Source organism: Solimonas marina, from assembly GCF_012241385.1.
GTDB classification, from domain to species: Bacteria; Pseudomonadota; Gammaproteobacteria; order Nevskiales; family Nevskiaceae; genus Solimonas; species Solimonas marina.
Genome location: NZ_JAAVXB010000001.1, coordinates 150,164 through 173,843, shown reverse-complemented (window position 1 = coordinate 173,843; position 23,680 = coordinate 150,164). Strand labels below are relative to the sequence as shown.

23 protein-coding genes are annotated in these 23,680 nt (G+C 66.3%); 14 read left to right on the top strand and 9 right to left on the bottom strand.

Translation table 11 applies throughout. The features are described 5' to 3' along the window. Positions 1 to 205: 205 nt before the first annotated feature. The 4 genes from G7Y82_RS00800 (at position 206) to G7Y82_RS00785 (ending at position 4,556) form a co-directional block, all read left to right on the top strand. Positions 206 to 2,017 (top strand): arylsulfatase, encoded by a 1,812-nt coding sequence (locus G7Y82_RS00800; protein ID WP_168146096.1) that lies wholly within the window; start codon positions 206 to 208, stop codon positions 2,015 to 2,017. Beyond that, a complete protein-coding gene (locus G7Y82_RS00795; protein ID WP_168146095.1) occupies positions 2,014 to 3,000 on the top strand; it encodes a formylglycine-generating enzyme family protein in 987 nt (328 codons plus the stop codon). Before G7Y82_RS00800 ends, G7Y82_RS00795 begins: the two co-directional genes overlap by 4 nt. 69 nt (positions 3,001 to 3,069) lie before the next feature. Continuing rightward, positions 3,070 to 4,032 carry an RDD family protein gene (locus tag G7Y82_RS00790; protein ID WP_168146094.1) on the top strand — a complete coding sequence of 321 codons (963 nt, stop codon included), beginning with the start codon at positions 3,070 to 3,072 and terminating at the stop codon, positions 4,030 to 4,032. Further along, complete coding sequence (locus tag G7Y82_RS00785; protein ID WP_168146093.1) at positions 4,029 to 4,556, top strand: GNAT family N-acetyltransferase; 528 nt, start codon at positions 4,029 to 4,031, stop codon at positions 4,554 to 4,556. The genes G7Y82_RS00790 and G7Y82_RS00785 overlap by 4 nt, the downstream gene beginning before the upstream one ends. A 7-nt stretch (positions 4,557 to 4,563) precedes the next feature. Here G7Y82_RS00785 and G7Y82_RS00780 read toward each other — a convergent pair whose 3' ends face one another. Both G7Y82_RS00780 and G7Y82_RS00775 read right to left on the bottom strand, forming a co-directional pair. Beyond that, entirely contained in the window at positions 4,564 to 5,754 is a 1,191-nt protein-coding gene (locus G7Y82_RS00780; protein ID WP_168146092.1) for a helix-turn-helix transcriptional regulator, read from the bottom strand. A gap of 130 nt (positions 5,755 to 5,884) precedes the next feature. Further along, positions 5,885 to 6,529: a MarC family protein gene (locus G7Y82_RS00775; protein WP_168146091.1), complete on the bottom strand. Its 645-nt coding sequence runs from the start codon at positions 6,527 to 6,529 to the stop codon at positions 5,885 to 5,887. A 146-nt stretch (positions 6,530 to 6,675) separates the two neighbouring features. Here G7Y82_RS00775 and G7Y82_RS00770 point away from each other — a divergent pair, with 146 nt between their 5' ends. Next, entirely contained in the window at positions 6,676 to 7,623 is a 948-nt protein-coding gene (locus G7Y82_RS00770; protein ID WP_168146090.1) for an NAD-dependent epimerase/dehydratase family protein, read from the top strand. Next, a complete protein-coding gene (locus G7Y82_RS00765; RefSeq protein ID WP_168146089.1) occupies positions 7,610 to 8,062 on the top strand; it encodes a nuclear transport factor 2 family protein in 453 nt (150 codons plus the stop codon). Before G7Y82_RS00770 ends, G7Y82_RS00765 begins: the two co-directional genes overlap by 14 nt. A 34-nt stretch (positions 8,063 to 8,096) precedes the next feature. On the opposite strand, the gene G7Y82_RS00760 is transcribed toward G7Y82_RS00765, so the two are convergent. Then, positions 8,097 to 8,708, bottom strand: a complete 612-nt coding sequence (locus G7Y82_RS00760) for a hypothetical protein (protein WP_168146088.1) — start codon at positions 8,706 to 8,708, stop codon at positions 8,097 to 8,099. A gap of 162 nt (positions 8,709 to 8,870) precedes the next feature. Here G7Y82_RS00760 and G7Y82_RS00755 point away from each other — a divergent pair, with 162 nt between their 5' ends. Continuing rightward, entirely contained in the window at positions 8,871 to 9,632 is a 762-nt protein-coding gene (locus tag G7Y82_RS00755) for an SDR family NAD(P)-dependent oxidoreductase (protein ID WP_168146087.1), read from the top strand. Between the two features lie 118 nt (positions 9,633 to 9,750). Then, positions 9,751 to 10,239 (top strand): nuclear transport factor 2 family protein, encoded by a 489-nt coding sequence (locus tag G7Y82_RS00750; RefSeq protein ID WP_168146086.1) that lies wholly within the window; start codon positions 9,751 to 9,753, stop codon positions 10,237 to 10,239. Positions 10,240 to 10,347: 108 nt separating this feature from the next. Here G7Y82_RS00750 and G7Y82_RS00745 read toward each other — a convergent pair whose 3' ends face one another. Next, positions 10,348 to 10,965 (bottom strand): TetR/AcrR family transcriptional regulator, encoded by a 618-nt coding sequence (locus tag G7Y82_RS00745; protein ID WP_168146085.1) that lies wholly within the window; start codon positions 10,963 to 10,965, stop codon positions 10,348 to 10,350. A 211-nt stretch (positions 10,966 to 11,176) separates the two neighbouring features. Here G7Y82_RS00745 and G7Y82_RS00740 point away from each other — a divergent pair, with 211 nt between their 5' ends. From G7Y82_RS00740 to G7Y82_RS00725, 4 genes are read left to right on the top strand one after another with little or no spacing between them, the layout of a single operon-like run. Next, positions 11,177 to 12,400, top strand: a complete 1,224-nt coding sequence (locus G7Y82_RS00740; protein ID WP_168146084.1) for an efflux RND transporter periplasmic adaptor subunit — start codon at positions 11,177 to 11,179, stop codon at positions 12,398 to 12,400. 12 nt (positions 12,401 to 12,412) lie between these two features. After that, positions 12,413 to 15,559 carry an efflux RND transporter permease subunit gene (locus tag G7Y82_RS00735; protein ID WP_168146083.1) on the top strand — a complete coding sequence of 1,049 codons (3,147 nt, stop codon included), beginning with the start codon at positions 12,413 to 12,415 and terminating at the stop codon, positions 15,557 to 15,559. Between the two features lies 1 nt (position 15,560). After that, positions 15,561 to 17,030, top strand: a complete 1,470-nt coding sequence (gene adeC, locus G7Y82_RS00730; RefSeq protein ID WP_168146082.1) for an AdeC/AdeK/OprM family multidrug efflux complex outer membrane factor — start codon at positions 15,561 to 15,563, stop codon at positions 17,028 to 17,030. Between the two features lie 58 nt (positions 17,031 to 17,088). Next, positions 17,089 to 17,523 carry a protein tyrosine phosphatase family protein gene (locus tag G7Y82_RS00725; protein ID WP_168146081.1) on the top strand — a complete coding sequence of 145 codons (435 nt, stop codon included), beginning with the start codon at positions 17,089 to 17,091 and terminating at the stop codon, positions 17,521 to 17,523. Between the two features lie 64 nt (positions 17,524 to 17,587). Here G7Y82_RS00725 and G7Y82_RS00720 read toward each other — a convergent pair whose 3' ends face one another. The 3 genes from G7Y82_RS00720 to pyk all read right to left on the bottom strand — a co-directional run bounded on the left by G7Y82_RS00720 (position 17,588) and on the right by pyk (position 21,370). Next, a complete protein-coding gene (locus G7Y82_RS00720) occupies positions 17,588 to 18,937 on the bottom strand; it encodes an OmpA family protein (RefSeq protein ID WP_168146080.1) in 1,350 nt (449 codons plus the stop codon). Between the two features lie 145 nt (positions 18,938 to 19,082). After that, entirely contained in the window at positions 19,083 to 19,790 is a 708-nt protein-coding gene (locus tag G7Y82_RS00715; RefSeq protein WP_168146079.1) for a glycerophosphodiester phosphodiesterase, read from the bottom strand. A 143-nt stretch (positions 19,791 to 19,933) separates the two neighbouring features. Then, the gene (gene pyk / locus G7Y82_RS00710) at positions 19,934 to 21,370 is read right to left on the bottom strand and encodes a pyruvate kinase (RefSeq protein ID WP_168146078.1); all 1,437 of its coding nucleotides are present in this window, start codon (positions 21,368 to 21,370) and stop codon (positions 19,934 to 19,936) included. Between the two features lie 119 nt (positions 21,371 to 21,489). On the opposite strand from pyk, the gene purT reads away from it, so the two are divergent. Then, complete coding sequence (purT, locus tag G7Y82_RS00705; protein ID WP_168146077.1) at positions 21,490 to 22,680, top strand: formate-dependent phosphoribosylglycinamide formyltransferase; 1,191 nt, start codon at positions 21,490 to 21,492, stop codon at positions 22,678 to 22,680. A gap of 8 nt (positions 22,681 to 22,688) precedes the next feature. After that, the gene (locus tag G7Y82_RS00700; protein WP_168146076.1) at positions 22,689 to 23,033 is read left to right on the top strand and encodes a hypothetical protein; all 345 of its coding nucleotides are present in this window, start codon (positions 22,689 to 22,691) and stop codon (positions 23,031 to 23,033) included. Between the two features lie 9 nt (positions 23,034 to 23,042). On the opposite strand, the gene G7Y82_RS00695 is transcribed toward G7Y82_RS00700, so the two are convergent. Next, a complete protein-coding gene (locus G7Y82_RS00695) occupies positions 23,043 to 23,339 on the bottom strand; it encodes a hypothetical protein (protein WP_206370186.1) in 297 nt (98 codons plus the stop codon). Between the two features lie 6 nt (positions 23,340 to 23,345). After that, positions 23,346 to 23,666: a YbjQ family protein gene (locus G7Y82_RS00690; protein WP_168146075.1), complete on the bottom strand. Its 321-nt coding sequence runs from the start codon at positions 23,664 to 23,666 to the stop codon at positions 23,346 to 23,348. Positions 23,667 to 23,680: the final 14 nt, after the last annotated feature.

Below are 23,680 nucleotides of genomic sequence, written 5' to 3'. Positions count from 1 at the left end.
GCGGCGCCGAGATGCTGATGGCGCGGGATCGGCCGTTGATCGTCCCCGGGCGGCGCCAAGACCGTGGCCGAGATGCCCGCCTTTTGCCGCTTCAGCCCGCACGGACGGCGCCGACGAGTGCCGGCGGGAACGTCTTGCCCGGCCGTGCATCCGCTGCGTCGGGTGATGCGGGCGCGAATCTATAAAGAGGGGGAGCGCAATGATAATGGCGGCGAAACCATCGCGATTGGGGCGGCTGTGGCGGGCGATGCAGGCGGTGGCGCTGCTCTCGCTGTTGTCCGGATGTGGCCAGTCCGGCTCGGCGACGGACGGCGGCGGCGCTGCGGGGGACGCGGGCAGGCCCAATATCCTCATCATCCTCGCCGACGATGTCGGGTATTCCGATATCAGCGCCTTCGGCAGCGAGATCCAGACCCCCCATCTCGATGCGCTGGCGCGCGCCGGCCAGATCCTGACCAATTTCCACACCACGCCGCTGTGTGCGACCTCGCGCGTCGAACTGCTGACCGGCGCCGATCACCACCTGGTAGGGATGGGCGAGATGGGCAGCATGAAGTTGCTGTACACGGGCACGAACAACGCGAACTATGCGGGCGAGATCGATTCGCGCGGCTTGTCGATCGCGCAAATACTCAAGGACGCCGGCTACCACACCTATATGGCGGGCAAGTGGGGCATCGGCGGCGTCGGCCCGCAAGGCGAGGGATTCGAGCACGCCTTCTATCTCGATCCGGATGCCGATTACGCCAGCAATTTCGCGCCGCCGGCCGGTTATCAGCCGGGCCTTGCGACCAATCCGCCTTATCCGATGTACGAGCCTCATTTCGAAGACGGCGAAGAAGTCAGCGTGCCCGACGACTTTTTCTCCAGCGATGAGTACGCCGACAAACTGATGCAGTACATCGGTTCAGCGCATGGCGACGGCAAGCCGTTTTTCGCCTACCTGCCGTTTCAGGCGACGCACTTTCCACTGCAGGCGCCGGCCCGGTATCTCGATTGCACCCAGGGCACGCCCAAGTGCTACAAGGGCGTTTACGACGTTGGATATGCAGCCATCCGTGACGCGCGCATCCAGCGCATGAAGGATCTCGGCATCATCCCGCAGGACTTCAAACCCAGCCCGGGTGATGAAGTGACGATGACCCGCTTTGGCCAGCCGGGCGTGCTGACCAACCCGCCGTGGTCAGCACTGACGGCAACGCAGAAGGCCAGTGAGGCGCGCCTCATGGAGGTCTATGCTGCGATGCTGACCAATCTCGATGACAACGTCGGTCGCGTCATCGATTACCTGAAGTCGATCGGCGAATACGACAACACGATGATCGTGTTCTTCTCCGACAACGGCGCCGACGGCATGGGCTACGGGTTCATCCCGTTCATCGACAGCAATCTGAACCTCGACATCGACAACTCGCTGGCCAATTATGGTCGACCGGGTTCTTTCATCTTCCGCTCGACGCGCTGGGCGGAAGCCGGCACCGCGCCATTTCGTCTTTTCAAGTCCTTTCCCTCCGAAGGTGGCATCTCCGTGCCGACCATCGTCAAGATGCCCGGCGGTGAATCGTTGTCGCCGAGCGGTGCTTATGCGCAGTTGACGGACATCGTGCCGACCGTGCTGGCACTCACGGGTGTGGCGCCGCCGGGTACCGAATACGAAGGGCGCAGCGTGTCGCCGATCGAGGGCACTTCGCTGTTGCCCGTGCTGACGGGTCAAGCGAGCGCCGTGCACGCAGACGATGCGGTGTTTGCCGATGAAGTCGGGGCGCAACGCTACGTGCGGCAGGGGCCGTGGAAGATGACGCGGATCGCCAATGCCTTCTTCCCGAGCGCCGCGCTGCTGTTGCCGCGGCAATGGCAGCTCTACAACATCGATAGCGATCGTGGCGAGACCACCGACGTTGCCGCAGAGAATCCCGAGCAGGTAGAAAAGCTGACGCAGGCCTGGGCGCAGTACGTCGAGCGCGTCGACGCGATCAACCCGACCATTCCGCCACAGCTCGTGCCGATCGACCAATGAAATGGCGGGTGCTGGCGGCAAGCGCCGCCGTGATGTTCGCCGCTGTCGCGGTTCTGTGCGCCAGGCACGAGGCGCTGCCGCCTGCCTCACCGACGGCGGTACTCGGCACGCCGCAGCGATGCGCCGCCTATGACGGCCTGCCGCCCGGCAGCGGACGGCATGCCGGCATGCAGTACATTGCCGGAGGCCGCTTCGAACTCGGCAGCCTGCGCGGCTACGCCGAGGAACGGCCGCTGGTGAGCACAGACCTGGCGCCGTTCTGGATCGATCGCACCGAGGTGACGAACGCGCAGTTCGCGCGCTTCGTCGCCGCCACGGGATATGTCAGCGACGCCGAGCGGCACGACGGCGCGGTCGTATTCTCCGTTCCCGACGCCAACGACACTGCCGATCTGGCGGCTGGCCGCTGGTGGCACCTGCGGCACGATGCGAACTGGCGAAAGCCGGATGGCGCGGCCGCGGCCGCGGCTAACGAGCCGGTCGTCGATGTCACCTACGCCGATGCTCTGGCGTATGCGCGGTGGCTGGGCCGGGAACTGCCGAGTGAGGCGCAGTGGGAGTTTGCCGCCAAGGCCGGACGCGACAATGCCGATGCCGATCGTGCGCTGCGCGACGCGCAGGGGCATCCGCTCGCCAATTTCTGGCAGGGCCTGTTCCCGTTCAACGATCGTGGCGACGACGGCTATACCGGCCGCGCGCCGGTCGGCTGCTTCGCCGCCAACCCGGATGGGCTGTACGACATGGTCGGCAATGTCTGGGAATGGACCACTGACCGCTATCGCGACCGCCACGCGCCGGCTGAAGAGGCCGAGGCGGCAGCGGTGATGCCGGCGCGTGGCTCAGCGCCGCGGCGTGTGATCAAGGGTGGCTCGTACCTGTGCGCCGCCAACTATTGCGCGCGGGCGCGCGCATCGTCGCGCCAGGGCCAGGAAGCGGATCTGCCGAGCGAGCACGTCGGCTTTCGCACCGTTGCGCCCACCTGAAGCGCCGCTGACGCGACAGCGGCGCGCGGCTTGCGGCATGCTGTGTGCCGAACCTGCTCAGCGGCCGCAATGGAAACCGAAAGCTCGTCGTCGACGACGACACTGTCACTGGCCGGCGCCCGCCGGCGCATCGTCGCCTTCGTCATCGATGCGTTGATCCTGATGCTGATCGGCGAGGTGCTGGGTCGCTGGTACGGCGACTGGTTCGCGCGGCTCGGCGTCTGGGGGCATCTCGTCGGCTTCGTCATTGCCGCCGCCTATTTCGCCGTACTCGACAGTCGCAGCGGCACGATCGGCAAGCTGGCGCTGGGCCTGCGTGTCGTCGACGCGCAAGGCCGCGCGATTTCCATGCTGCGCGCGCTGTGGCGCTTTCTGCCGCTCGGCGTTCCGTATTTCATCAACGGCATGGTGCTGCCGGACTGGGACGACCGCGTGCTGAACAGCGTGCCGTTGTCGGCGCTGGTGTTCGGCATCGGTCTGTGCGGTGCCTACCTGCTGCTGTTCAATCGCGCGACGCATCAGGCTTTGCACGATCTGCTGGCTGGTACTTACGTCATGGCCCGCAACGGCCCGGCGCGCCGGCCGTTCTGGCACGGGCACTGGATCGTCTGCCTGGCGCTGCTGCTCGTCACCGGCGCCGGGCCGGCGACGCTGATGCGCGCGACGTCGCAAAGCGGCAGCGGCACACTCGATGCGATCCAGACCGCGCTCGCCGCGCAGCCATGGGTGGCGGACGCGCGCGTGCTGCATGGCGCGCGCCGTTATCTGAGTTTCGGCGGTGCGACGACGCTGCACGTGCTGGCGCTGTCGGTCGACGTTCGCGACGGCGATGTCGACGAGCCGATCCGCTTCTCGCAGGCGGCACGCACCGCGCTGATCTATCTCGACGATCCGAATGCGGTCGACGTCATTGCCGTGACGCTGCGCAGTGGCTATGACATCGGCATCGCCCATGACGAACGGGAGCATCTGGAAGTGCACAGCGTCGCCGAGTGGCGGCAGCAGGTCGGCCCGGCCGGTTACCAGATATGACGACCGCACCGCCGGCATGGGCCCTGACGTCGCCGCGCCTGCGTCTGCGCCATCTCGATCGCGGCGACGAGCCATTCGTGCTGGCGCTGCTCAACGAGCCGGGCTTCATTCGCCATATCGGTGATCGCAAGGTCCGCAGCCTCGACGACGCGACGCGCTATATCGAGGACGGTGTGCAGGCCAGCTACCGCAAGCACGGCCACGGCCTGTATGCCGTCGAGCGTCGCGAAGGCGGCGAGACCATCGGTCTGTGTGGGCTGCTCAAGCGCGAAGAGCTCGATGCGCCGGATGTCGGCTACGCCTTTTTGTCGGCCTACGAAGGCCAGGGCTATGCGCGCGAAGCCGCCGCCGCGACGCTGACCCACGCGCGTGATGCGCTGGGCTATCGCCGGGTATTGGCGATCGTCTCGCCGGACAATGAACGCTCCATCCATCTGCTGCAGAAGCTGGGGCTGCAGTCACAGGGTACGGTGCGCATGAAGGCCCACGACCACGACGTGGCGCTATACGCGATCGAGTGGTAGCGCGCGCTTACGCGAGCGAGACGATGTTGTTGAGCAGCATGCGCACCAGCAGCGTCTGCCGCGTCACGCCGGTCTTGCAGAAGATGAAGCGCAGATAGGTGCGCGCGGTGTTGCGGCGCACGCCGAGCTTCTCGGCGGCTTCGTCCAGCGTCAACCCGTCGGCGAGCAGCAGAGCCAGCGCCGCTTCCATGCGCGTGAAGTTGAACAGGCGACGCACGACCTCGTTGGCGCCCTGCATGCGTATCGCCTCCGGATCGCGCAGGAACACGACCGCCGCCGCGCTCTGCTGCGAATCGGGGCGCAGGCCGCGCGGCACTGTGCGGACCACCAGGCACAGCTTGCCGCGTCCGGAAGGGCGCGAGATCGACAGCGAATCGATGACCGACGGGCCGCTGCGCGGTCGGTCTTCGAGGGCTTGGCGCAGCACGCGTTGCAGCTCGCGGCGCTCGGTGGCGCTGTCGGCGCTCAGATGCTGCGCCCGCAGCAGCAGGCCGTCGTGCTCGCCGACGATGCGCTGCGCTTCCGGATTCAGGTCGATGACCGTGCCGTCGCGGGCGATGCTGATCGTGCCCAACTGCAGGCGGTTCAGGGTGCCGGCGAACAGCTGATGCTCGTTGCTCAGGTCATCGAGCCGCACGTGCAGTTGCAGCGCGCGCTTGATGTGCGGCAGCACCATGCGCGCGATCAGCTTGTCGTTCTCGGAAAATGGCGCCGCGTGCATGTCGCGCGAGACCCGGAAGCGGCACAGCACGCCGCTGTCCAGATGCAGGTCGGCGCCGATCAGATGGCCGACCTGGACCGGTTCCAGAAACTGCCGGTAGAACATCGAGCGCTGCCAGCTCGAGCCCATCAGTTCTTCCGGCGTCACGACCTGACCGTCGGGCAGGTCGACGAAGGGATCGAGCGCGTGAAAATGCGTGCGATAGGACTCCGAAGTCGCGAGGTTGACGGTGTCGCTGTTGATGATGGCTCCGGCGTTCTGCGCTGTGGCTGGCCGCAGGATCAGCGTCGCGTGCTTGGCGTCGAACAGCTCACGCAGGGCCTGCAGTGACGAGCGCAGCGGCGGATCCTCGCTGGCTCCTTCGTAGATCGCCGTGAAGACCTGGTTGAGGCGCTCGAACTCGGCGAGTTGTCCGGCCTCGCTCGACGAAAAGCCATGCATCGCGTCGATTCGCGCCTCGTCTGCCGCCTGCGACATCGTTGCTCCCCTCGTGCCGGCTGTCGCCAGATGATGGCGGGCCGTGCTGACCGTTCGAGCTTACGCCTCGCTCGAGGGCGCTCCTCGTCCAAATGAAGATGAGGCGCCGAACGGCGGCCTGCCGCGAGGCTCAGTGCGCGGGGCTGGCCAGGACCGGAAACAGCACCAGCAGACCCGAGGCGATGAAGCTGATGGCGATCGCCGACAGGATCAGGCCCATGATGCGCGTGGCGATGTTGAGGCCGGTCTGGCCGATCAGGTCGGTGATGTAGTCGCTGGAACGCAGCGCCGCCCAGGTCAGTGCGGCGACGATCAGGATGTCGATGATCAGGATGGCGGTGCCGAACAGGCCGCCGGCCTTCTGCGCGTAGATGATCGCGGCACTGATCGCACCGGGGCCGGCCAGCAGCGGGATGCCGAGCGGCACGACGCCGACCTGCTGCTTGTCCTGTGCTTCGCTTTGCTCTTCCGGAGTCTGCCGGGTGTGGCCGGCCTTGGCGTTGAGCATGGCGATCGCCATCAGCAGGATCAGGATGCCGCCGCCGACCTTGAACTCCGGGATGCTGATGCCGAACAGGTGTAGCAGGAATTCACCGGCGAGTACCGAGATGATCAGGACCACGGCGATGGTGATTGCCGCATAACGCGCGGTGATAGCGCGGTGCGCCGCACTGTCGCCGACGGTCAGCGTCGCGATTGCCGACGCGCCCAGCAACGGATTGACGATGACGACCAGGCCAATCAGCGTATGCAGACCGCTCAACAGCAGGTTCATGGTCACTCCCGGTGATGTCATCGGACCGCACGCGCCGCGTCGGCGCTGACGGTATTCATGATCGCATGCTCGTCTGTTCGAAGTGATCCACATGGACGATTTTTGCCGCCTGCCCGCGCACTAGCGTGGCGCCAAGGGAGATCATGATGAACGTACTCGTGCTTGGCGGGACCGGACTGATCGGCGGCCACGCTGCCTTGCATCTGCAGTCGCTGGGGCACCGCGTGACGCTGGGCGCGCGCAAGCCGGCGCAGGCCGGCAGCGCGCTCGCCGATCTGCCGTTTCTGGCCGGCGACTACATCGAGGACGAGGGCCGCGGCGGCTTCTCTGCCGCGCAGCTGTCGTCGTTCGACGCCCTGTTGTTCGCCGCCGGCAACGATATCCGCCACGTCGCGCGCGACGCCGATGCCGACGCGCACTGGCAGCGCGCCAACGTCGACGGCGTGCCGCGCTTCTTCCGACGTGCGCGCGATGCCGGTATCCGTCGTGCGGTGCTGGTGGGCAGCTTCTATCCGCAGGTCGACCCGTCGCTGATCGATCGCGCGCCGTACGTGCGCTCGCGGCATCTGTCGGACGTTGGTGTGCGTGAGCTGGCCGATCCCGACTTTCACGTCTGCTCGGTCAACGCGCCGTTCGTGGTCGGCAGCCTGCCGGGGCTGCAGGTGCCGATGTTCGATATCTACACGCGCTATGCGCTGGGTCAGATGCCGCAGATTCCGGTTTATGCGCCAGCCGGTGGCGTCAACTTCATCTCGACGCGTTCATTGTCCGAAGCGATTACCGGTGCTTTCGAGCGCGGTCACGCCGGCACCGCGTATCTGGTCGGTGACGAGAACCTGACGTTCTCCGATTATCTGTCGACGGTATTCGAAGCCGCCGGCAGGCCGCAGGCGGTGCCGGCACTGGACCAGGAGCATCCGCTGTTGCCGGACGCCATGCTTTATGCCGGTCGCGGCACGCTGTTCCACTACGATGCCGACGAGCGCGAACGGGCGCTGCTCGGCTACCGCCGCGGCGACGCGCGTGCGGCAATCGTCGAGGCGGTGCAGCGCGCCAGGCAGGCGATCGAAGGAGGCGACCATGGACGGCATTGAGCGGCTGCTGGCCATCGAGGCGATCCGCGGCGTCAAGGCGCGCTATTTCCGCGGCGTCGACGGCAAGGATGCAGCCTTGCTGCGCGAGGTGTTCGTCGACGGTGCGATCACCGACTTTCGCAGCGAATCACCGGACCGCGACGCGGCGCTGTTGCAGCGCGATCCCGATGCGTTCGTGCGCAAGACGCTGGCGTTGCTCGACGGCACGGTGACCGTGCACAGCGCGGCGATGCCGGAGATCGAGTTGCTGGATGCCGACGAAGCGCTGGGGCGCTGGACCATGCACGATCGCATCTGGGTCGTCGACGCCGAGCGCTGCCGCCTGCCGTTTCGCGCATTGCGCGGCTGGGGCTACTACCACGACCGCTATCGCCGCGTCGGCGGGCAGTGGCGTATCGCCGAGACGCGCCTCGAGCGGCTGCAGGTGCTGGTCGAGTAGCGATGCTGCCGTAGCGGGCGGATCGCGCGGTGGCTCAACGCGTGGCGCCGCCGACTTGCCGCGCCAGCGCTGCGGCGTTGCGCAATCCCCAGGCGGCGACGATCCACAGCAGCGCGGCGTTGACCAGGGCTTCGATCGCCAGCAGCAGCGTCGGTGTCGCGATGCCCAGATGCAGCAGCACCGCGAAGACCACGCTTGCGATCATCATCGCGCCGCCGCAGAACCAGTACGACGGCACCTTCATGAATGACGCCATCGGCAGGAAGTGCAGACCGACGATCAGCGAGATCGCGGGTATCCAGTACAGGTGAAACTGCGGCGCGCCGAGCACGCGGATCGCAATATTGAGCAGCACCAGTTCAAGCGCGAAGTTGATCCAGAACAGGATCCACACGCGGCGCCCGGCGGCGCGCTGTTCGGAGCTTGGCGGCGGCATGCGCGCGCCGACATCGGCGAGGCGCCGAGAACGGCTCGACAACACCAGGGCGATGACGATGCCGATGACGCCGGCCAGCATGCGTGGCGCCGGCGCCAGCAACGAGACGCCGTAGGCCATCCAGGCGACACCGATCAAGGTGCCGACGCGGATGCCGATCGCGAGATTGCGGACGATCTGGCCGGCGCTGCGTTGCGGGGCGGGATTCATGCGGTCTCCAGGAGCATATGAGCGGCGAGGGGCTGCGATTAAAGCGTGCTTCGATTGCGGCTGCAAAGCCGGGGCGGCCAGCGCTCGTCCCTATGGGGGAGGCCGTCACGGGGCCGCGCTGCGCATGATCGCCCGCGTTCGATTCACGATCGGGAGCGCAGCATGACGGCATTCGCGGACGGTGCGGTACTGGTGTTCGGCGGCAGTGGCGGGATCGGTCAGGGCGTAGCGCTGCACTTCGCACAGGCCGGTGCCGATGTCGCGATCGTCTACCGCTCGAAAAAAGAGGTGGCCGACCGCGTGGCAGCCGAGATCACGGCGCGAGGCCGCAAGGCCACCGTGCATGCCACCGACGTCACCGACGCGACGCAGGTGCGTGCCACCGTTGCCGACGTGCTGGCCGCGCACGGCCGCATTCACACCGTGGTCTGGGCCGCCGGCCCGGTCGTCGAGCAGGTGCCGCTGGCCGAGGCCGGCGAGGCGCTGTGGAAGCGTTCGATCGACATCGAGGTGCATGGCTTCTATCACGCCGTGCAGGCGACGCTGCCGGCAATGCGCGCCGCCGGCGGCGGTTCTTACGTGCACCTGGGTTCGGCCGGGCATGTGTGGTTTCCGCCGCGCGATGGCCTGTCGGTCGTGCCGAAAGCGGCCAACGAGGCCTTCGTGCAGGGCATCGCCAAGGAAGAAGGGCGGCACAACATTCGCGCGAACTCGGTGCTGGTCGGCGTCATCGAGGCCGGCATGTTCCTGGAACTGACGAAGCGCGGTGTCTTCGATCAGGCCTGGATCGACGAGACGCAGAAGCTGCTGTGCCTGAAGCGCTGGGGCCAGCCTGAACACATCGGCAGTGCCGCGGTCTTTCTCGCCACCAACGACTATGTGACGGGTCAGCAGATCAACGTTTCCGGTGGCTTCGGCGTCTAGACGCGGATGACGGCATCGGCCTTCATCCGGATGCGGGAGGCCGCAGGCGCCGCACCGCGCGACAGTCACGCGCACCGGCCGGCGCCTCGACCGGACGGGCATTGCACAAGGAGAAGACATGTCGCTGCCGCTCGAAGACCTGGAGCTGATCAAGCGCCTCAAGTACGCGTATTGCCGCTGCATCGACACGGCCAATCTCGATGAGCTGAAGACGCTGTTCACCGAAGACGCCAGCGTGCGCTATGTCGGCGGCAGCTATGTGTTCGAGGCGCAGGGCCGCGACACCATCATCGAGGCCATCGCCAATGCGTTTCATGCCGAAGCGATCGCCGTGCATCACGTCAATCATCCGGAGATCGACTTCGTCTCGCCGACCGAAGCGACCGGCGTCTGGTATTTGAAGGATTGGTTCTGCGACCTGCGGCACAAGATTTATACCGACGGGACGTCGTTCTACCGCGACACTTACGTCAAGCAGGACGGCCGCTGGCTGATACAGCGCGCGACCTACGAGCGCGTGTTCGAAATCGTCACGCCGTTCGAGACCGCGCCGAACATCACCGCGCACCGCCTGGCGCAGACCGGTCGCCGCCTGCCGGCGGCGTAATCGCGCGGCAGGGCGCCGCGCCGCAAGACAGCGACTTTCAGGAAGCGCGGAGCAGGCGTCGCGAGCGCGGGCTCGCGCGCATCGTTGCGACGCCTCGTCGGCGCTTCCTCAATTGCTGCACTTGCCGTAGAGCAGGCCTTCGAGCGCGCGCTGCACAGCCAGGATGGTCGCTTCGCGATCGAAGTCGGGCGCCACCAGCGCGCGGATCGCCAGCCCCTCGTAGAGGGCGGCCGCCACCGTGGTGATGCCTTCGAGGGTCGCGTCGTCTGCGCAGCCTTCGGGATAGGCCTCGCGCAGCGCTTCCTGGAACTTGGTCTTCGAACGCGCGTCGGCGGCGCGCAGGCGCTCCAGGACCGGCGCATTGCGCGTCGCTTCGGCGAGGATCTCGATGCGCAGCGCGGCATCCGGCGTGCCGGTCTTGTCGTCGATGTGCTCGCGGACGTCGTCGACCATCGATGACAGCACATTGCCCTTGCGGCGCATGTCCTCGATCTTGCCGACGACGAAGTCGGCCTTGGCGTCGACCATCGCCTTGATCACCGCCTCCTTGTTCTCGAAGTAGTGATAGATGTGGCCGACGCTCATGCCGGCCGCCTTCGACAGCTCCGACATGCTGGTGGCGTGAAAGCCGCGCCGCTGAAAGCAGTCCTGCGCCGCCGCGAGAATCTGCTGGCGGCGTTGCTCGCCACGGTCGCTGGCGCCGCTGTCCTTGTCTGGATCGGTCATCGCTGGGTCATGTCTCCTGAGAAGAATCCTGGCTTGCCTGCCATTCTATCCGCAATTAGAATGAACGTTCATTCTAATTTCTTGCGCCGGTCTCGACGTCCCCGCACACTGACTCCGGTTTGGTTCTGGAGCCGGTGCGCGGCGCAGCCCCCGACTGCGTCTGTCGACACTGCCGCTTGTTCGTCTGCACAGGGTCGTGCCCCAAAACAACATGCAAAACCAGACAGCGTTCCCCCGCCCGTTGTTCATTGCCGGTATCACCTTGGCCCTGCTCGCCGCCTGTGGCGGCAAGCAGCAGGCGCCGCAGTCCGGCCCGCCGGAAGTCTCCGTGGTCACGCTCAAGGCGCAGTCGGTGCCGTTGACCACCGAGCTGCCGGGCCGCACCACGGCCTACCGCGTCGCCGAAGTGCGGCCGCAGGTCAGCGGCGTGCTGCTCAAGCGCACCTTCAAGGAAGGCGGCGAGGTCAAGGCGGGGCAACCGCTCTACCAGATCGATCCGGCACCTTATAAAGCGGCTTACGACAGTGCCGCCGCTGCCTTGAAGAAGGCTCAGGCCAGTGCGACGTCGGCCCAGCTGCTCGCCGACCGCTATACGTCCTTGGTCAAGACCAATGCCGTCAGCAAGCAGGACTACGACAACGCCGTGGCGTCGAACGACCAGGCGCAGGCTGATGTCGCGTCGGCCAAGGCGGCGCTGGAGACGGCCCGCATCAACCTGACCTACACCAAGGTGTTAGCGCCGATCTCCGGCCGCATCGGCCGTTCGTCGGTCACCGAGGGCGCGCTGGTGACGGCGCAGCAGACCACCGCGCTGGCGACCATCCAGCAGCTCGATCCGATCTACGTCGATGTCACACAGCCGAGCTCGACGCTGCTCAAGCTGCGCCGCGAACTGGCCGCCGGCACGCTCAAGGGCAACGGCGAGGACGAGGCTGACGTGCATCTGAAGTTCGACGACGGCAGCGACTACGAGCATCAGGGCAAGCTGCAGTTTGCCGAGGTCGAGGTCGACCCGACGACCAGCTCGGTGACGATGCGTGCCGAATTCCCGAATCCTGACGGTCTGTTGCTGCCGGGTCTGTTCGTGCGCGAACAGTTGCAGGAAGCGACCGATCCGAACGCGATCCTGGTGCCGCAGCGCGCGGTGACGCGCGATCCGACCGGCGATGCGACGGCGTTGGTTGCCGGCGCCGACGGCAAGGTCGAGCAGCGCACGGTGAAGGTCACGCGCAGCATCGGCAATCAGTGGCTGGTCAGCGACGGCCTCAAGGCTGGTGACCGGGTGATCTTCACCGGGCTGCAGCAGATCAAGCCGGGCATGCAGGTCAAGCCGGTCGAAGGCGATCCGAATCAGGCCGACGGCGGCGCTGCGGCAGCCGCGTCGGGCGGCGGGCAGGCGGGCGGCAAGAGCGCGCAGCCGACGGCGCAGCAGTAAGAGCCCGCAGCCATGGTCAATTACTTCATCGATCGACCCATCTTCGCGTGGGTCCTGGCGATCGTCGTCATGCTGTTCGGCGGCATCTCGATCCTGTCGCTGCCGATTGCGCAGTATCCGGCGATCGCGCCGCCGGCGGTGTCGATCACCGTCAGCTATCCCGGCGCGTCGGCGGAGACCGTGCGCAACACGGTGACGCAGGTCATCGAGCAGCAGCTCAGCGGCATCGATCACCTGATGTACTTCTCGTCCGAGTCCGACAAGGACGGCAGCATGACGATCACCCTGAACTTTGAGCAGGGGACCGATCCCGACATTGCGCAGGTGCAGGTGCAGAACAAGCTGCAGCTGGCGATGTCGCAGCTGCCGACCGTTGTCCAGCAGCAGGGCGTGACGGTGGCCAAGGCCACCAAGAACTTCCTGATGGTCGTCGGCTTCTATTCCGACGACGGCAGCATGACGCGCGACGATATCGCCGATTACATCGTCTCCAGCGTGCAGGACCCGATCAGCCGCACCGAGGGTGTCGGCGACTTCCAGGTCTTCGGCACGTCGTACGCGATGCGTATCTGGCTCGATCCGGACAGGCTCAATGCCTACGGCCTGACGCCGGTCGACGTGAAGAACGCGATCTCGGCGCAGAACGTACAGGTCGCGGCCGGCGAGTTGGGCGGTCTGCCGGCGGTCAAGGGGCAGCAGCTCAATGCGACCATCATCGGTCCGTCGCGGCTGACGTCGGTCAAGGAGTTCCGCAACATCCTGCTCAAGGTCCAGCAGGACGGTTCGCAGGTGCGCTTGCAGGACGTCGCCGACGTCGAGCTCGGCGGCGAAACCGACGCATTCAATCCGCTGTTCAACGGCAAGCCGGCCGGTGGTATCGCGATCAAGCTGGCGAGCGGCGCCAATGCGCTCGACACGGCCGAGGCGGTGCGACAGACGATCGACGATCTGCGGCCGAACCTGCCGAAGGGGCTGAAGGTCGTCTATCCGTACGACACCACGCCGTTCATCAAGATCTCGATCGAGGAAGTGGTCAAGACGCTGTTCGAGGCCATCGTCCTCGTGTTCCTCGTCATGTATCTGTTCCTGCAGAACCTGCGCGCAACGCTGATCCCGACGATCGCGGTGCCGGTGGTGCTGCTCGGCACCTTCGGCATCCTCTCGGTCGCCGGCTACTCGATCAACACGCTGACGATGTTCGGCATGGTGCTGGCGATCGGCCTGCTGGTCGACGACGCCATCGTCGTCGTCGAGAACGTCGAGCGCGTGATGACCGAGGAGAAGCTGTCGCCGAAGGAGGCGACAAGAAAATCCATGGGCCAGATCACCGGCGCGCTGATCGGTATCGCGCTGGTGTTGTCGGCGGTGTTCGTGCCGATGGCGTTCTTCAGCGGCTCCACCGGCGTCATCTATCGCCAGTTCTCGGTGACCATCGTCTCGGCGATGGCGCTGTCGGTGATCGTCGCGCTGATCTTCACGCCGTCGCTGTGCGCGACGCTGCTCAAGCCGGTCGATCACGAGCAACACGGCCGCCACGGCTTCTTCGGCTGGTTCAATCGTGTGTTCACCGCCGGCAACCGCCGCTATGAACGCGGCGTGCGCCATGTCATCGGCCGCAGCGGGCGCTATCTGCTCATCTACGGCGTCATCGTCGTGGCGATGGCCGTGCTGTTCTTGCGGATACCGACCGCGTTTCTGCCGGAAGAGGACCAGGGCATGATCATGGTCCAGGTCACCACGCCGGTCGGCGCCACGCGCGATCGCACCGATGCGGCGCTCAACGCCGTGCGCGAGTACGTGATGACGAAGGAAGCGGACTCGGTCGAGTCGATGTTCACTGTCTCCGGCTTCAACTTCAGTGGCCGCGGCCAGAACTCGGGCATGGGCTTCATCCGCCTCAAGGACTGGAGCGAGCGCGGCAGCGCCAAGCAACACGCGACCGCTGTGGTCGGTCGCATCATGGGCCGCTTCATGGGCTACAAGGATGCGCAGATCTTTGCGCTGATCCCGCCGGCCGTACCCGAGCTGGGCATGGCCGACGGCTTCGATCTGCAGTTGCAGGACAAGGGCAACCTCGGTCACGAGAAGCTCTATGCCGCGCGCAACCAGCTGCTCGGCATGGCCTCCAAGGACCCGAAGCTGGCGCTGGTGCGCCCCAACGGCCTGAATGACGAGCCGCAGTTCAAGCTCGACGTCGACTGGGAAAAGGCCGCCGCGCTCGGGGTCAGTATTTCCGACATCACCGACACCATCGGCGCCACCTGGGGACAGTCGTACGTCAACCAGTTCATCGACCGTGGTCGCGTCAAGCGCGTCTACCTGCAGGGCGCCGCCGAAGCGCGCATGCAGCCGCAAGACATCGGCAAGTGGTACGTCCGCAATTCCAGCGGCAGCATGGTGCCGATGTCGGCGTTCATGACCGGTAACTGGGTCTACGGATCGCCGAAGCTTGAAAGCTACAACGGCCTGTCGTCGTACGAAATCATGGGCATGCCGGCCGAGGGCGTGAGCTCCGGGCAGGCCATGGCCGAAATGGAAAAGCTGGCGGCGAAACTGCCGGCCGGCATCGGCTACTCGTGGACCGGCATGTCGTATGAAGAGCAGAAGTCCGGCTCGCAGACGCCAGCGCTCTATACGATCTCGCTGATCGTTGTGTTCCTGTGTCTGGCGGCGCTGTACGAGAGCTGGTCGATTCCGGCGTCGGTGATGCTGGTCGTGCCGCTCGGCATCATCGGCACGGTGCTGGCGACACTGGTGCGCGGTCTGTCGAACGACGTCTACTTCCAGATCGGCATGTTGACGACGGTCGGCCTGGCGGCGAAGAACGCCATCCTGATCGTCGAATTTGCCAAGGAAAACTACGAATCCGGCATGGGGCTGGTCGACGCCACGATCCAGGCGGCGCACCAACGTCTGCGACCGATCCTGATGACCTCGCTGGCCTTTATCCTCGGCGTGCTGCCACTGGCGCTGTCGAGCGGCGCCGGTTCGGGCAGCCAGAACGCGATCGGCACCGGCGTCATCGGCGGCATGCTGTCGGCGACGATTTTGGCGATCTTTTTCGTGCCGGTGTTCTTCGTCGTCGTCCGTAAATGGGCGGAACGCGACAAGGTCCGTCTCGAATCTTCCGCTGAGCACGCTCAGCGTCCGGAGCACTGATATGCAGAAGTTTGTTCTCACCGCCATTGCGGCGGCCGCGTTGACGGCCTGCTCGCTGGCGCCGAAGTACGAGCGTCCCGAGGCGCCGGTGCCGTCGAACTTCGACGCCGCCGCGACAGCCGGTACGCAGCAGACCGCGGCCGACGCGATCGGCTGGCGCGATTTCTTCACCGACCCGTATCTGCAGCAGTTGATCGCCGGCGCGCTGCAGAACAACCGCGACCTGCGCGTTGCCGCACTCAATGTCGAGGCGGCGCAGGCGCAGTACCGCATCCGCCGCGCCGACCTGGTGCCGGCGATCGATGCCAGCGGTTCGCACACCTCGGAGCGTTACCCGGCTGACCTGTCGTCGACCGGCGACTCCTACGTCGCGCGCTCATACAACGTCGGTGTTGGCATCACGTCTTACGAGCTTGATCTGTTCGGCCGTGTGCGCAGCCTCAAGCGCGAAGCGCTCGAGCAGTATCTGAGTCTGGCCGAAACGCAGCGCAGCACACAGATCAGCCTGGTGGCGCAGGTCGCCAACGCCTATCTGACCTTGCTGTCCGACGAGGAGCTGCTGCGCGTAACGCAGGAGACCTTGAAGAGCCAGCAGTCGTCGTACGATCTGTCGAAGCAACGTTTCGATGCGGGCGCCGCCAGTGCGCTCGACCTACGCCAGGCGCAGACCACGCTGGAAACCGCGCGCGCCAACCTGGCGCAGTATCAGCGTCAGGTGGCGATGGACCGCAATGCCTTGTCGGTGCTGGTTGGTGGGCCGTTGCCGGCGCAGATGCCGCCGGCCGAGCAGTTCGCCAAGCAGGACTTCCTCGCCGAATTGCCGTCCGGGGTGCCGTCCGACGTGCTGACGCGTCGCCCCGACGTGCTCGCGGCCGAGCACGATCTGAAGGGCGCCAATGCCAACATCGGTGCCGCGCGTGCGGCGTTCTTCCCGCAGATCACCTTGACCGGCTCCTATGGCACGGCCAGCAGCGAGCTTGACGGGCTGTTCGACAAGGGCTCGTCGGCGTGGACGTTCGCGCCGCAGATCACGCTGCCGATCTTCAATGCCGGCGCCAATCAGGCCAATCTCGATCTCGCGCACGTGCAGAAGAACATTTACGTCGCGCAGTACGAGAAGGCGATCCAGACCGCGTTCCAGGAAGTCGATGATGCGCTGGTGTCACGCGCGACCTATGACGACCAGCTCAAGGCGCAGCAGAACCTCGTGCAGGCCACGCAGGACGCTTACGATCTGGCGCAGGCGCGCTTCAAGAGCGGTGTCGACGACTACCTGACGGTGCTCGACTCGCAGCGCTCGCTGTACTCGGCGCAGCAGGGCTATGTCGCCGTCAAGCTGGCGCGGCTGCAGAACCTGGTGACCTTGTACAAGGCGCTGGGCGGCGGCTGGAACGAGCACACCCTTGCGCAGGCCCAGCGTCAGCAGCAGGCCGTCACGGCCGAGCAGGTCGACGCCGCGTCGCGGCCGTAACGGCTTGGTTGCGGGCCGCATTACACTGGCGGCCCGCCCACCACTTCGAGGACTGATCATGCTGCTGCCAGAATTGCCGAATGCCGGACAGCCGTGGGACGGCGTTGCGACCGCCGGCCGCCCGAGCGTGGAACAGTTTGCGTTGGCGAAGTCGCGCGGCGTTACGCGCGTCGTCAATTTGTGCCCGCACAGCGAGCCGTGCGGCTACGACGAGCCGGAGCTGATGTCGCAGCTCGGCCTCGACTACGTGAACATCCCGGTTGCCGGTGCCGGCGATCTGAACGAGGACAATGCGCGCACGCTGGCCGCCGCGTTGAACGATGCTGGCGGGGCGGTACTCGTGCATTGCGCGAGCAGCAATCGCGTCGGCGCGCTGTTTGCGGTGAAGGCCGCAAAGCTTGATGGCAAGTCGGTCGACGAGGCGATCGAGATCGGCCGCCGTGCCGGCTTGCGGGCGATGGAGCCGGCCGTACGCCAGCTGCTGGGCGGTTGAGCCGCGATCAGCCATACGAAAAAGCCCGCCGATCGGCGGGCTTTTTCATTGAGGCGGAAGACGATCAGTGGGTCGCCGGCTCGGCCAGCGGGTCGGCTGGAGCGAGCGGCGGCCGTGGGCCATCGCTGAGCGTCAGTGGCGGGGCGACGGGGTCGCCCCCCGCATCGGCCGATGTGCCGCCGTCGCCGCCGCTGCCGGCGCCGCCGGCGGTGATCTTCAGTTCGACGCGACGGTTCTTTTCGCGACCCTCGTCGGTCCCGTTGTCGGCGATCGGCATGGTCTCGCCATAGCCACGAGTGGTCATGCGCGAGGCATCGATGCCCTGATCGACCAGATACGCCTTGACCGCCTTGGCGCGCTGCTCCGAGAGCTTCATGTTGTAGGCGTCCGAGCCCTTCGAGTCGGTGTGACCGTCGACCTCCACTTCAATATCGGCGTGGCGCTTGAGTTCGGCGGCGACCTGGTCGAGCAGGGTCTTGGCGTTCAGCGTCAGGCGCGCCTTGTCGAAGTCGAAGTTGACGCCGTTGAGCACCAGCTTGTCGCCGACCTTGCAGCCGTCGAGGCTCAGCGCCTGACCGGGTTGCGGCTGTTCGCACTTCGGCGGCGGTGGCGGCGGCGGCGGTGCGACCACCGGCACGACCTGCGGCTCGGGCTCCGGCGCCGGCGGCACCGGCGGCGGGGTCGGGGCGCCGAAGCTGTAGCGCAACGTCAGCATCGCCGACTGCGCCTGATAGCCGGCCTCGACATGCGTATCCGGCTGGTTCTCGAGCAGGTCGAACGAGCTGCCACCGCTCAGCTTGATGTAGCGGTAGTCGGCCGAGGCGGTCCAGTGCGGGCTGATGTCATAGGCGATACCGCCACCGAACTGCCAGGCCAGCGCCGTGTCGTAGCGGTCGCGCAGCTCGGTGTTGTCCCAGCGCGCGTCGTTGATCGCCATGCGGGCGACGCCGATGCCGCCGCCGAGGTAGGGGTGATAGCGCTTGTTCGGCAGCAGGTCGTACCAGACGTTGGCCATCGCCGTCGCCAGGTTCTCGTTGCCGTCGACATCCTTGGTATTGCCGGCGCTGCTGAGCAGGCCGAGGTCGTCGCGGTACAGGCTCTTGAATTCGTTGCGCCGATACGACAGTTCAAGCTCGCTGCGCAGGCCGTTGCTGAACGCATAGCCGAAGCTCAGGCCGCCGAGCCAGCCCGGATGCAACTGCGCACGGCCGATGCGCGTGCCGTCCGGCACGTCGCTCAGCGGTACGTTGTAGTTGTAGACGTTGAATTCCTGGGCGTGCTGCCAGCTGACGCCACCCTCGACGCCGACGTACCAGCCGGGATCGGCATGTGCGGCGAGCGGAACGAGGGGAGTAACGGCGGCGGCGGCGAAGGCTGCACGCATCGCCAACGACGTGACGGGGGCGCGTCGCATAAAAGGCTCCGATTCTTCTTCTTCGTTGAAGGGGCGGTGACCGGCGACGGCCCGATCAGAGCCGTCCCGCAATGATAATAGTCGCAGGGCGCAACGGCGGGAATGCGTAAGACACCTGATACTCAATGCGTAAGACACATGATATTCAGCGAGGGACGCGGTCGGGGAAATCGCTGAACAGGCCGTCGACCCCCAGTGCTCGCAATGCCTGCATCTCTGCCGGCTCGTTGATGGTGTAGACGTACAGGCGCAGCCCGCGGGCATGCGCGTCGCGGACCAGCTTGTCGTCGACGAACTCGCTGGACACCGACAGGATCTGCGCGCCCAGCTCGCTGGCGCAGGCCGCCCAATCCAGCGGCACGCCGCAGATCAGTGCGCCGATCGGCACCTGTGGCAGCAGTGCGTGGAACTCCCACAGTTCCGGATGATGAAACGACGAGACCTGGAAGCGCTCGGCCGGCCAGCCGTCGGCGATGACATCGCGCAGCACGGCAGCGACCGCCTGCGCGCAGCCGTTCCAGGTCTTCAGTTCGATGTTGACGCCGGCACGGTTGTCGATGAGGTCCAGCGCTTCGCGCAATGTCGGCACCGCCTGGCCCTCGCCGGCGTCGAGCGCGCGGATCGCGTCGGCAGACATCGCCGTCAGCAGGCCATGGCCGTTGGTGGTGCGATCGACGCTCAGGTCGTGCATCAACCACAGCTCGCCGTCGGCCAGCTGCACGTCGAACTCCAGCCAGTCGGCGCCGAGGCGGATGCCGGTGTCGAGCGCCAGCAGGGTGTTCTCCGGCGCATGTCCGCGCGCGCCGCGATGGCCGATGACCGTCAACGGTGCGCTTTTTTTTGCGTCCGTCATCGCCATCCGCTCCATGTTGACTCTGCGCCCCGCCAGTCCATGCTTTTTCGCCTCACGCCTCACGCCTCACGCCTCACGCCTCACGCCTCACGCCTCACGCCTCACGCCTCACGCCTCACGCCTCACGCCTCACGCCTCACGCCTCACGCCTCACCGACCGTCATGATCTTCATGGTGTTGGTGCCGCCGGCACTGACGCCATCGCCTTTGGTGACCAGCACGCGGTCGCCGTCGTCGATGGCCTTGCGGTACTTGAGGATGTCGAGGGCCTCGAAGGTCTTCGCCAGGCCCGGCGCGTCGTCGCGGCTCGGCGTGAACGCGATCGGATAGACGCCGCGGCACAGCGCCATGCGCCGGCGCGTCTTTTCGTGCGGCGTCAGCGCATAGATCGGAATCTGATTCTCGCTGCGCGACATCATCAGCGCCGTGGCGCCCGATTCGGTCATGGCGACGATGGCGCGCGCGTGCATGTGCTTGGCGGTCCAGGCGGTGGCCATGGCGATGGCCTCGTCAGTGCGCGCAAAGTGTGTGTCGAACGACAGGCTGCGGCGCTGCGCGGCCGGCATCGCCGCCTCGGCACCGATGCAGACGCGCGACATCGCCTCGACGACCTTGATCGGATAGCGGCCGGTCGCGGTTTCGGCCGACAGCATCACCGCATCGGTGCCGTCCATGACCGCATTGGCGACGTCGAGCACTTCGGCACGCGTCGGGATCGGGCTGCTGATCATCGATTCCATCATCTGCGTCGCTGTGATCACCATTTTGTTCTGCTCGATGGCCTCGGCGATGATGCGTTTCTGCCAGCCCGGCAGCTCGGCGTCGCCGATCTCCACGCCGAGGTCGCCGCGCGCGACCATCACCGCGTCGCTGGCCTCGACGATTTCGCGCAGCACCGGCAGGGCTTCGGCGCGCTCGATCTTGGCGACCAGGCTGCAGTCGCTGCCGATCGCGCGCAGCAGTTCGCGGGCCTGTAGCATGTCGGCCGCCGCGCGCGGAAACGACACGGCGATGAAGTCGACTTCAAGCGACACCGCCGTGCGCAGATCTTCCTTGTCCTTTTCGGTCAGCGCCGCCGCCGACAGGCCGCCGCCCTGCTTGTTGATGCCCTTGCGGTTGGACAGCACGCCGCCGACCTGCACGGTGCAGACGATGCGCGTGCCGTCGACCGCATCGACGCGCATCGCGATCGCGCCGTCGTTGAGCAGCAGCACGTCGCCGGCCGCGACATCCTGCGGCAGCTCGCTGTACGCGCAGCCGACCGCGTGCTGATCGCCGGCTTGCGCGTCGAGTGCGGTGTCGAGCGTGAAACCCTGGCCTTCCTGCAGTTCGATCGGCCCATTGGCGAACGACTCGATGCGAATCTTCGGTCCCTGCAGATCGGCGAGGATGCCGATGTCGAGCCCCAGTTCGGTGGCGAGCACGCGTACCTGTTCGGCGCGGCGGCGCTGATCGTCGGCGCGGCCGTGCGAGAAATTCAGGCGAACGACGTCGACGCCGGCGCCGAGCACCCGTCGCAGGACGTCGGGGTCGTCGGTGGCGGGGCCGAGGGTCGCGACGATTTTGGTTCTACGGGCCATGGTCTGCGCGTTACTCCGAATACAATTGGCGTCGATGCCTGGGCAGTTTATGCCGATGACGCCGATATGGCGGCATGGCGAGGCATGATTTTTCAGCAATGGTGAATGCGGAGAATGGCATGACGGTATTCGGGACCCCGCTCGCGGACGGTGCAACACGGGTGTTGATGCTCGGCTCGGGCGAGCTCGGCAAGGAAGTCGTGATCGAGCTGCAGCGCTATGGGGTCGAGACCATCGCCGTCGATCGCTACGCAAACGCGCCGGCCATGCAGGTTGCGCATCGCAGTCATGTCATCAACATGCTCGACGGCGCCGCGGTGCGGCGCGTCATCGAGCTCGAAAAGCCCGATCTGATCGTGCCGGAGATCGAGGCCATCCACACGCCGACGCTGCTCGAACTCGAAGCCGAGGGCTATACGGTGATTCCGACGGCGCGCGCCACGCGCCTGACCATGGATCGCGAGGGCATCCGTCGCCTGGCCGCCGAGGAACTGGGCCTGCCGACCTCGCCGTACCGCTTTGCCGGCAGTGTCGAGGAATATCGCGACGCCGTTGCCGCGCTCGGCGTGCCTTGCGTCGTCAAGCCGGTGATGTCGTCGTCCGGCAAGGGACAGTCGGTGGTCAAGACCGAGGCCGACGTGCAGCACGCCTGGGATTACGCGCAGGCCGGCGGCCGCGCCGGACAGGGGCGCGTGATTGTCGAAGGCTTCGTGCCGTTCGACTACGAAATCACGTTGCTGACCGTGAAGCATGCCGGTGGCATCAGCTTCTGCCCGCCGATCGGCCATCTGCAAATCGACGGCGACTACCGTGAGTCGTGGCAGCCGCAGCCGATGAGCGACGTGGTGCTGGCGCAGGCACAGGACATCGCCGCCAAGGTTGTCGATGCGCTGTGCGAACCGAATGGCCGCGGCCTGTTCGGCGTCGAGCTGTTCGTGCGCGGCAACGAGGCGATCTTCTCCGAAGTCTCGCCGCGCCCGCACGACACCGGCCTGGTGACGCTGATCTCGCAAGATCTTTCCGAGTTCGCCTTGCACGCGCGTGCCATCCTCGGCCTGCCGATTCCGAACATCCGCACGCGCGGCGCGGCCGCTTCGTGTGCGGTGCTGTTCGAAGGTGACCGCAAGGCGCCGCGCTATGCCGGCGCCGCCGCAGCGCTCGCCGAACCGGACACGCAACTGCGCCTGTTCGGCAAGCCGGAGATCATCGGCAAGCGGCGCATGGCGGTGACGCTGGCGCTGGCCGACGACGTCGACGCGGCGCGCGCCAAGGCGCGGCGCGCCGCTGAGCCGTTGAAGCTCGTCGACTAAAGCGCGCGATGGACCGGCAGGCCGCCCTGTGCCGGATTCTCCACGTTGCCGAGTTGCAGCGTGAGTGCGGACTGACCATGCGTGACGTGCTGACGCAGGTGCAGTATCTGCAGTGGCGCGAGCACTTCGAGGCCGACGATTTGCTGCTGCTCGTCGAGCGCGAGCCGGCGCTGGTGACGCAGTGGCAGGCGTACTCCGAAGACAAGCGCACGGCCGGTGGTTGGTACCTGCAGCATGATGTGCTGGGCCGACTGGATCGGATGGCCAGCCGCGAGCGCTGGCCGACGCCTGCGCAGGCGACCGCCCATTACATCGTCCGTGAGCTCGATTTCTGGGCGGGGCTAGGCGGCTGATGGGCAGGCTCAACCGCCGGGCGGTACGCGCAGGTAGTGACGCTCGCCGCTGACCGGGTCATACCAGACTTCGACGAGGGCATCGGTCTCCGGGTCGACGAAGCGTTCGCCGGTGGCTTGCCAGCCAGGCTGGGGGTGAGTCGTGTCGAGGCGGCGATAGCGCCAGCGTTCCCATACCACGCCGGCCGAGAAGATGGCGCCGCCGATCAGCAGTTGCGGGACCACGCCCCAGGCACCGAAGCCGGCGGCGACGGCAGCGCCGATCAGCATCAGCACGCCGAGCGTGATCAGGACCGTGCGCAGCATCGTGCGTCAGCGTCTTTGCAGTTTGACGGCGGTACCGTAGGCGACGATCTCGCTCATGGTCTGCGCGATCTCCGACGAATCGAAGCGCATCATCACCACGCCGTCGGCGCCCATCGCGCTGGCGTTCTTGACCAGACGGTCGACGGCATGGCGGCGCGCTTCTTCGAGCATCGCGGTGTATTCGTGAATCTCGCCGCCGACGATGGAGCGCAAGCCGGCCATCAAATTGCCGCCGATGCCGCGGCTGCGAACGACAACGCCAAACACTTGGCCGAGCACTTCGGTGACCTGGTATCCGGCGACGTTTTCAGTGGTGACGACGATCATCGGCAGCTCCTACC